We start from the raw sequence: 7,882 nt of genomic DNA, 5'->3' as shown, positions 1-7,882 counted from the left end.
TATCAGCTCCCTCTCCCTGCGAGGGTTGGAGGTAAATCTGTTGAGATTATCTATTTACCTCCAACAGGGTACGGGCTATCAGCTCCCTCTCCCTGCGAGGGTTGGAGGTAAATCTGTTGAGATTATCTATTTACCTCCAACAGGGTACGGGCTATCAGCTCCCTCTCCCTGTGGGAGAGGGTTGGGGTGAGGGTTCAGCAGCTCATCCGCCGCCGCCACAATATGCGCCGCCGTCAAACCATATTCCTGCTGCAAGAACTCCTGCGTACCCACTTGCCCATAGCGGCCATTTACCCCTACCCGCCGCATCGGTACCGGGCACTCTTCCACCAGCACTTCCGCCACCGCCGAGCCAAGTCCGTTATGAATGCTGTGGTTCTCGCAGGTAACGATCCGGCCGGTTTTCGCCGCAAAGGTTTTGATGATTTCACGATCGATAGGCTTGAGCGTAAACATATCGATTACCGCCGCACTGATGCCACGCTGTTGCAGTTCCTGCGCCGCCTGCAACGCTTCAGCCACCATAATGCCGTTGGCGATCAGCGTAATATCGCTGCCGTCACGCAGCAGATTAGCCTTGCCGATGGTGAAACGATAGCCTGCGGGATAAATGCGTGTCGCCTGCTTACGGATGGTTCGCACCCAGTAGAAGCCTTGCAACTTAACCAACTGCTGCAAAATAGCCTGGAACATGGTGGCGTCGGTCACTTCCAGCACCACCGAATGCGCCAGACCACGCACGATCCCCATGTCTTCAAACGACATATGCGTGCCCCCGTTATGGCAGGCGCTGACCCCGGCATCGGAAGCGATCACCTTGACGTTGTTGCGCTGATAGTCCAGCGACATAAACAGCTGATCGAAACAGCGGCGGCTGGCAAAGGCGGTGAAAGTGTGGACAAAAGGCACCCGCCCGGTCAGCGACAAACCGGCGGCGACGCCAATCACATTGGCCTCCATGATGCCGCAGTTAATAACCCACTCTGGGTGATCCTTATGTACGCCATCCATCGCCATCGAACTCATCAGATCGGCTTCCAGTGCGATCACCGGCGTATCGGCTTCGGCCTGTTGGCGGATCACGCTGGCGTATACCTTGCGCATTTCTACGGCGTCTTTTTCCAACGGCATTTCCAGATTAAACATAGGCGGCCTCCAGTTCGGCAATGGCCTTTTCGATTTCGCGACGAACATCTGGTGTTAAACGCAGATGGTGTGAGTTTTTCAGGTTCTCCAGATACGCTACGCCCTGCCCCTTGAGGCTATCGAGGATCACCACCAATGGTCGCTGCTCGCCACTGCGTTCCGGCAACACGGCATCAAGGATCGCCGCAATGTCATCCCCACGAACGGTTTGCACCTCAAAACCGAAGGCGCGGAATTTAGCGGCCAGATCGAAGGGCTTGATCACCTCATCCAGCGTGCCGTCCAGCTGCTGTTTGTTGTAATCAATAAACAGCGTCAGATTATGCAGGTTGTGGTGGGCGATAAACTGCAAGGCTTCCCAGCATTGGCCTTCGTTCAGTTCCCCATCCCCCAGGATGCAGAATACCCGGTTGCTGCGCTTTGCCAGTTGGTGTGAAAGCGCCATACCGGCAGCGATAGAGACCCCTTGCCCGAGCGATCCGGTAGTGGCATCCACCCCACGGGTCAGCAGGCGATCAGGATGGCTCGGCAACCGGGTGCCATTCTGGTTAAGCGTTTGCAGCTGTTCCAACGGGAAGTAGCCTTTGAGCGCCAGCACGCTGTACAGCGCCGGGCCAGCATGGCCCTTCGACAGCACGAAATAATCACGCTCTGGCCAATCCGGATCACCCGGATCGATACGCATCACTTCGCCGTACAGCACTGCCAGCGTTTCAACCACCGACATACAGCCGCCGTAATGGCCAAACCCCAGCCCAGTTAACGCCTTCAGCGTTTCCAGCCGGATCGCCCCGGCCAATTGCGTCAAATCAGTCACGGTGTTGCTCATGAACTTTCCTCCTTGTTTCTGGCTGGGGCATCTTTGCGTTTCCCCAGGAAGTTATGCGCGACCAGCAGGCCAAAGATGGCGACAATCGCGACCATGATCATTTCTTTGGTCAGGAAGCGCGCCATATTGCCCAACACGATCCCCACCACGCCGAAGTCCGCATCGGAGAAAGTGGTATTGGCAAAACCCAGCGCGCCCAGCACCGGTAACAACAGCACCGGCAGGAAGGTAATCAACAGGCCGTTGGCAAATGCCCCCAGCATGGCACCGCGCCGCCCGCCGGTCGCATTGCCGAACACCCCGGCAGTGGCTCCGGTGAAGAAGTGCGGCACCACGCCCGGCAGGATCAGCACCATCTTCATTTGGCCGAGCAGGAACAGACCTGCCAGGCCACCCAGGAAGCTGAACAGGAAGCCAATCAACACCGCATTGGGGGCGTAGGGATAGACCACCGGGCAGTCCAGTGCCGGGCGGGCATTTGGCACCAGTTTTTCCGAAAAACCGGTAAAGGCCGGGACGATCTCGGCCAGGATCAGGCGTACCCCTTGCAGAATGATAAATACCCCGGCGGCAAAGGTGATCGCCTGAATAATCGAGTACACCAGATAGTTTTGCCCGCCGCTCAATTGGCTTTCGACGTAGTCCTGACCCGCACAGATAGCCAGGATCAGGTAGATCACGATCATGGTCATCGAGATGGAAATCGAACTGTCACGCAGGAAGCTGAGGTTTTTCGGTAAGTTCATCTCCTCGGTAGAACGCGAGTTTTTCCCCACCTTGGAACCGAGCCAACCGGAAAGGACATAGCCCAGGGTGCCGAAATGGCCAAAGGCAATGTCGTCGTTGCCGGTAATGCGACGCATATAGCGCTGGGCGATCGCCGGGAAGAACGCCATCACCAACCCCAGCGTCAGCGCTCCGGTGAACACCAGCTGTACGCCCTCAAAACCGGCCACGGTAAGGATGATGCCGATCATACAGGCCATGTAGAAGGTGTGGTGCCCGGTCAGGAAGATGTATTTCAAGCGGGTAAAGCGAGCCACGACGATGTTGGCCACCATACCAAACGCCATGATCAGCGCAGTGGAGGCACCGTATTTCTCTAGTGCAATAGAGACAATGGCTTCATTATTGGGAATGATCCCCTGAATATTGAACGCATGCTCAAACATGCCGCCTAATGGATTCAGCGAGCCGACTAATACCGTCGCCCCACCGCCCAACACAATAAAGCCCAGAATGGTTTTAACCGTACCTTTGACCACGTCGGAAAAAGATTTCTTTTGTGCCAGCAAACCAATCAAGGCAATCACCCCAACCAATACCGCCGGGACCTTTAATATATCAACCACAAACTTGAGCGTTTCCTGGATAAACATATCCACCTCGCCAACGGGTCAGATTAAATAATGGAGTGGGCTGCGAAGTAAGCACGCAGCTTGGCTTCAAGCTCATTAATATCAATGATATTGCTGATCACTACCAACTGGTCAGCCGGCACGCTGGCGCTAGCGGCAATATCTTTCGCCATCACGAAGATGTCTGCCGCACCCGGCGTTGCCGAGGAAAGATCGGAGTGTTCAACCTCCGCCTCAATATTCATTTTCTTCAGCACTTTCTTGATGTTCATTTCCACCATAAAGCTGCTGCCCAATCCTGAGCCACAAATAGCCATGATTTTCATTATGCGTACCTGTTAAATTTTATTTGTAGGGAAGCCTCACCCGATATTCATCGGATGCTGAGTATTAAAATAAACTGTGGGTATTACCTATCAGGAATTAATAATTGGCGATAACGTCCTCAATTTGCCGTTTGGTTTTTGCCCGGAAAATCTTGTCCATAGCCTCGCTATCAGAAAATAACTCGGCCAGTTGCGAGATCATTGCAATATGGCTACTGCTATCCGGAGCGGAAAGCATCACCACGACGAAGACCGGGTCGTTATCTGCGGATTGAAAATGCACGCCCTGATTGATCTTCAACAGTGAAAGACCGAGCGCGGTGGCCCCCTCTTCCGGCCTGGCATGGGGCATGGCGATACCGGGTGCCAACACGAAATAGGGCCCCAGCGCCTGATGTTGGCGAAATATCGCCGTCAGGTAGTCGGCGGTGATCACACCGCGCTGCAGCAGCGGCTGGGCGCTCAGCGTGACCGCCTCTTGCCAGTCGGTAACCTGGTCACACAGTTGAATGTGATCGGCGTTCAGCCAGTCGTTGAGCACATCTCCTCCTTATGGGTTTTCGCCCTTAAGCCACCAGTATTTCCGAACCCTAGCGGGGCGAAATCTGTTGGCTATGGAACGCTTGATGGCGCGTGGCCGTCATGGAATAGCCCGGCGACGGTAAAACTTTAATCAACGAGCTGGGGTTAAACCGTGACCAACCGCACAAAGATAGCGCTACCAAAAATCGAGCATGCAGATCTGTGATAGCGCTATCAAAACCATGGCGGCTGAAACCCGACGGCTCAGTTTTTTTATCGATCACCCAAGGAACGGGGTAGAATGAGCACAGAAGCGGGAACGTTGAACCCCAATAATGGGTTTCACCCCATGAGCTCATTTATGCGTTATGCGCGCATTTCAGTCAGGATCAGCAATGTCGATCGGTAAAAAACGACGCAGTACCGGCCGGGTTACCCTGGCCGACGTAGCCCAATTGGCAGGCGTGGGCACCATGACCGTCTCGCGGGCGCTACGCACGCCGGAACAGGTTTCAGATAAGCTGAGAGAAAAAATTGAGGCGGCGGTCAGTGAGTTGGGTTACCTCCCCAACCTGGCGGCCAGTTCGTTAGCTTCGGCGTCTTCTTATACCATCGCCATGGTGGTGCCGAGTTTTTCCGAGTCCGGCTGTGCGGATATGTTTGCCGGGCTACAGCGGGTACTGCAACCGGCGGGTTATCAGATCATGTTGGCCGAGTCCCAACATCATATCGAGCGTGAAGAAACGTTGCTGGAAACCCTGCTCTCTTACAACCTGGCTGCGGCCGTGCTGTTAAGCATTGAGCATTCTGAAAGTACCCGTCAGGCATTAACCGCAGCCAATATTCCGGTGGTGGAAATTGGGGCAATCCGCACCGACCCAATCGACATAAATATCGGCATCGATTACGTCGCCGCGATGTATCAGCTCACTCAAACCGTGATCGCCAGCGGGTATCAGAATGTTGGCCTGTTGTGCGCCAATCAGGAACAGTGGATTTTCCAACAGCATCTGCAAGGCTGGCACAAAGCGCTACTGCAAAACCACATGTCCCCCCATCGGGTGATTAATGCCGCACAACCCGCCAGCTTCAGCCTCGGCGCCCAGCAATTGCCGGAGTTTTTACTGGCCTGGCCGGAGTTGGATGCCTTGGTCTGTGCGTCTGATGAACTGGCCTGCGGTGCGCTGTATGAATGCCAGCGGCGGCGGATCAAGGTGCCGGAGCAGTTGGCTATCGTGGGGTTTGGCAACAGCGAGGTCAGCCAGGTCTGTCAGCCACCGCTGACGACCATGACCGTGCCGCATAAGGAGATTGGTATCCAGGCAGGTAAGGCATTGTTGGCACGCTTGAACGATCAGCCCTGGCAGCCCGAAGGTTCGATCCCTTCGACCCTGTGCCGTCGTAGCAGCTGTTAACGATGACGATACCGGGAACCCGCCGATAAGTCGGTATTCCCGGTATCTTAACAACGCTTACCAGCTGTAGTTTATCCCGACACGGTAGCGCGTCTGGCGGTTATCGTGTTGGCTATCTTGCTTCACGTTCCCCACCTCAACATAAGGCTTCCAGTTTTTATCCCATTTGTAAGCCAGCTTGACGTTATGTTCGTAATCGGTTTTGCCATCGTCAAAAATAACCTTGTTGCTGCTCTTATACACGTAGTTATATTCGGCCGACCAGTCCTTGTAGAAGTTATAACCTAACCAAAAATCGCCACGGTTGGTTTTCTCATCCCCCTCTGAACCTTTTGAGGTGGTGCGCTTATATTCGTAGCGATATCTGCCTGCCACATAAATGTCTTTGGTAAAGTTATACTGCGCACGCAGATAAGGACGATAACCGTTATTATTACTGTTGGACTCTAACGAGAACCCAGGTTGCAGAGTGATCGCATCAAATTTGTGCTGATAGCTGACGACGGCTTCTGTCCCATTACTGACCTGCTCGTGGAAAGGTTTATCAGGCGTCGAGTCTGAAGAGTCCTGACGCCATTTTGCTTCCAGAGAGAATCCCAGACCGTTATCGAAACGATGCGAGACCAGCATACGATCCTTATGGTCGCCCTTGGCGGTATCCTGCCACTCATGGCGCAAATCAAGCGACATGGCCATTGCACTAAAGTTGGCTACGGAGGCTAACACCAGAGTCAATAATTTAAATTTCATTATTACTAGCCTTATTATTTAATTATAAGAAGATGGCTCCCTTGTTATCAAGGGAGGCTATATAACCATTGAAAATAATCACCACTCAGAAATCGGCAAAGTAATAGCGCTCACTTTTAGAGTGTTGAGGCTGTCATTAATATTATTTAATACCCAGGTTCCCTATCATTTTAAACAAGAAAAATATAGCGCTGCTATTATTTTTCATATCCCCACCGAGATGGGGATTAGTGTTATCTCATTGCGCGTTTCAGAATACGGTCGCCTTGGCGCTGGAAATCTGTCGCCACTTCCTGAACCGTTTTTTTACCGTAATCGAGAGACTGAATGGCATCCTGGAACAGCACCACGATCTGCGGATCGTCAAAGTAAGGTGAAGCGCTGATGGCATGCGGCAACGACAGGGCCAGCTTCAACCCGGAAACCGCCGGATCGCTATCCTGGATTGCGCCGCTTTCGCGCAACTGGCTGACGGCAACGTTACTCAGCGGTACGCCACGCTCCAGCTTCAGCACCTCAACGCCTTCCTTGCTGTTTAACAGGAAGTTAATCAACATTGCCGCTTCTTTTGGATGCTTGCTGCTTTTACCAATCGAGAACATTTGCGACGGTTTGAAGAACAATCCGGCATCCTTGGCCCCGGGCAACAGCGGGTATGGGCCCAGTTCAAGCTTGGCCGGTGCCTTCAGGTTGTCGGAATATTTGTTGATGGTGGAGTTCCACATATAGGTTCCGCCCCACTCCCCCGCAATCCAGGGTTTCATCTCATACATATTGCTTTTGCCGAACGAGGCATAGTATTTCGATGACGGCATGACGTGGCTATCCACCATGTCTTTATACATCTGGAAGAAATCGACCCATTGCGCTTCGGTGTAGGCAAATTTCTTCTGCGACTCGTCGATAATATCGACGTTATGTTTCTGGATCATATACGAGCGTAACAGCGCAAAGGTATCCTGGTGCTCCAACACCACCGGATAATATTTCTCGCCCAGTTTTTCTTTGAAGGTTTTACCGGTGGCGAGCAATTCATCCCAGTTATTGGGATATTGCACACCCGCGTCTTTCCAGGTGACATCGTTATAATAGAAAACGCGCGCGGTCACGGAAATCGGGATGCCGTTCAGCTTGCCGTCAATCGTGGTGGTTTGCAGCTCTTTGGCATCAAATTGGGTCAGATCCAGATACTCACTCACCTTGTTCAGGTCATAGAACCCGGTGCCGGTTTTTGAAAAGATCGGCAGCCAGTTCCAGTTGGTTTGCATCACATCCGGCTCGGTGCCCCCGGCGATTTGGGTGGTCAGGCGTGAAAGGTGACCGTCCCAGCCGGTATATTCCGATTTCACCTTGATATTCGGGTTCTGCTTCTCGAACGCTTCGATCGCTTTCAACGTAACCTGATGGCGGCCATTACCTCCCCACCAGGACATACGTAAGTCAACCTGTTCAGCAGCAAAGGCCTGATGGGCAAATATCGCCATGGATGAGGCTACCAGGGTACGTAAGACTATTTTTTTCATTATTGACCACTCC

7 protein-coding genes and 1 pseudogene are annotated in these 7,882 nt (G+C 53.1%); 1 reads left to right on the top strand and 7 read right to left on the bottom strand.

The genetic code is table 11. The features are described 5' to 3' along the window. Positions 1–195: 195 nt before the first annotated feature. From ABIE29_RS19430 to ABIE29_RS19410, 5 genes and pseudogenes are all read right to left on the bottom strand, one after another. Positions 196–1,146 (bottom strand): annotated as a pseudogene (locus ABIE29_RS19430) (transketolase family protein); the annotation flags it as partial. Continuing rightward, positions 1,139–1,975, bottom strand: a complete 837-nt coding sequence (locus tag ABIE29_RS19425; RefSeq protein ID WP_429620423.1) for a transketolase — start codon at positions 1,973–1,975, stop codon at positions 1,139–1,141. The pseudogene ABIE29_RS19430 and the gene ABIE29_RS19425, both read right to left, overlap by 8 nt. Beyond that, a complete protein-coding gene (locus ABIE29_RS19420) occupies positions 1,972–3,354 on the bottom strand; it encodes a PTS ascorbate transporter subunit IIC (protein ID WP_429620421.1) in 1,383 nt (460 codons plus the stop codon). The genes ABIE29_RS19425 and ABIE29_RS19420 overlap by 4 nt, the downstream gene beginning before the upstream one ends. Before the next feature lie 23 nt (positions 3,355–3,377). Continuing rightward, entirely contained in the window at positions 3,378–3,659 is a 282-nt protein-coding gene (locus ABIE29_RS19415) for a PTS sugar transporter subunit IIB (RefSeq protein WP_024530682.1), read from the bottom strand. Positions 3,660–3,756: 97 nt separating this feature from the next. Next, on the bottom strand, positions 3,757–4,200 hold the full coding sequence (locus ABIE29_RS19410) for a PTS sugar transporter subunit IIA (protein WP_429620419.1): 444 nt from the start codon (positions 4,198–4,200) through the stop codon (positions 3,757–3,759). Positions 4,201–4,576: 376 nt separating this feature from the next. Between ABIE29_RS19410 and ABIE29_RS19405 the strand changes: the two genes are divergently transcribed. Next, positions 4,577–5,596 carry a LacI family DNA-binding transcriptional regulator gene (locus ABIE29_RS19405; protein ID WP_429620417.1) on the top strand — a complete coding sequence of 340 codons (1,020 nt, stop codon included), beginning with the start codon at positions 4,577–4,579 and terminating at the stop codon, positions 5,594–5,596. Between the two features lie 57 nt (positions 5,597–5,653). Here ABIE29_RS19405 and ABIE29_RS19400 read toward each other — a convergent pair whose 3' ends face one another. Further along, positions 5,654–6,346, bottom strand: coding sequence for an oligogalacturonate-specific porin KdgM family protein (locus tag ABIE29_RS19400; RefSeq protein WP_429620414.1), 693 nt, complete (start codon positions 6,344–6,346; stop codon positions 5,654–5,656). A 233-nt stretch (positions 6,347–6,579) separates the two neighbouring features. Next, positions 6,580–7,869: an ABC transporter substrate-binding protein gene (locus ABIE29_RS19395; RefSeq protein WP_429620412.1), complete on the bottom strand. Its 1,290-nt coding sequence runs from the start codon at positions 7,867–7,869 to the stop codon at positions 6,580–6,582. Positions 7,870–7,882: the final 13 nt, after the last annotated feature.

It is taken from the genome of Serratia sp. 2723 (assembly GCF_050434425.1).
GTDB lineage: Bacteria > Pseudomonadota > Gammaproteobacteria > Enterobacterales > Enterobacteriaceae > Chania.
Note: the sequence above shows the minus strand (reverse complement) of the source record. Positions and strands in the feature narration are given on the sequence as shown.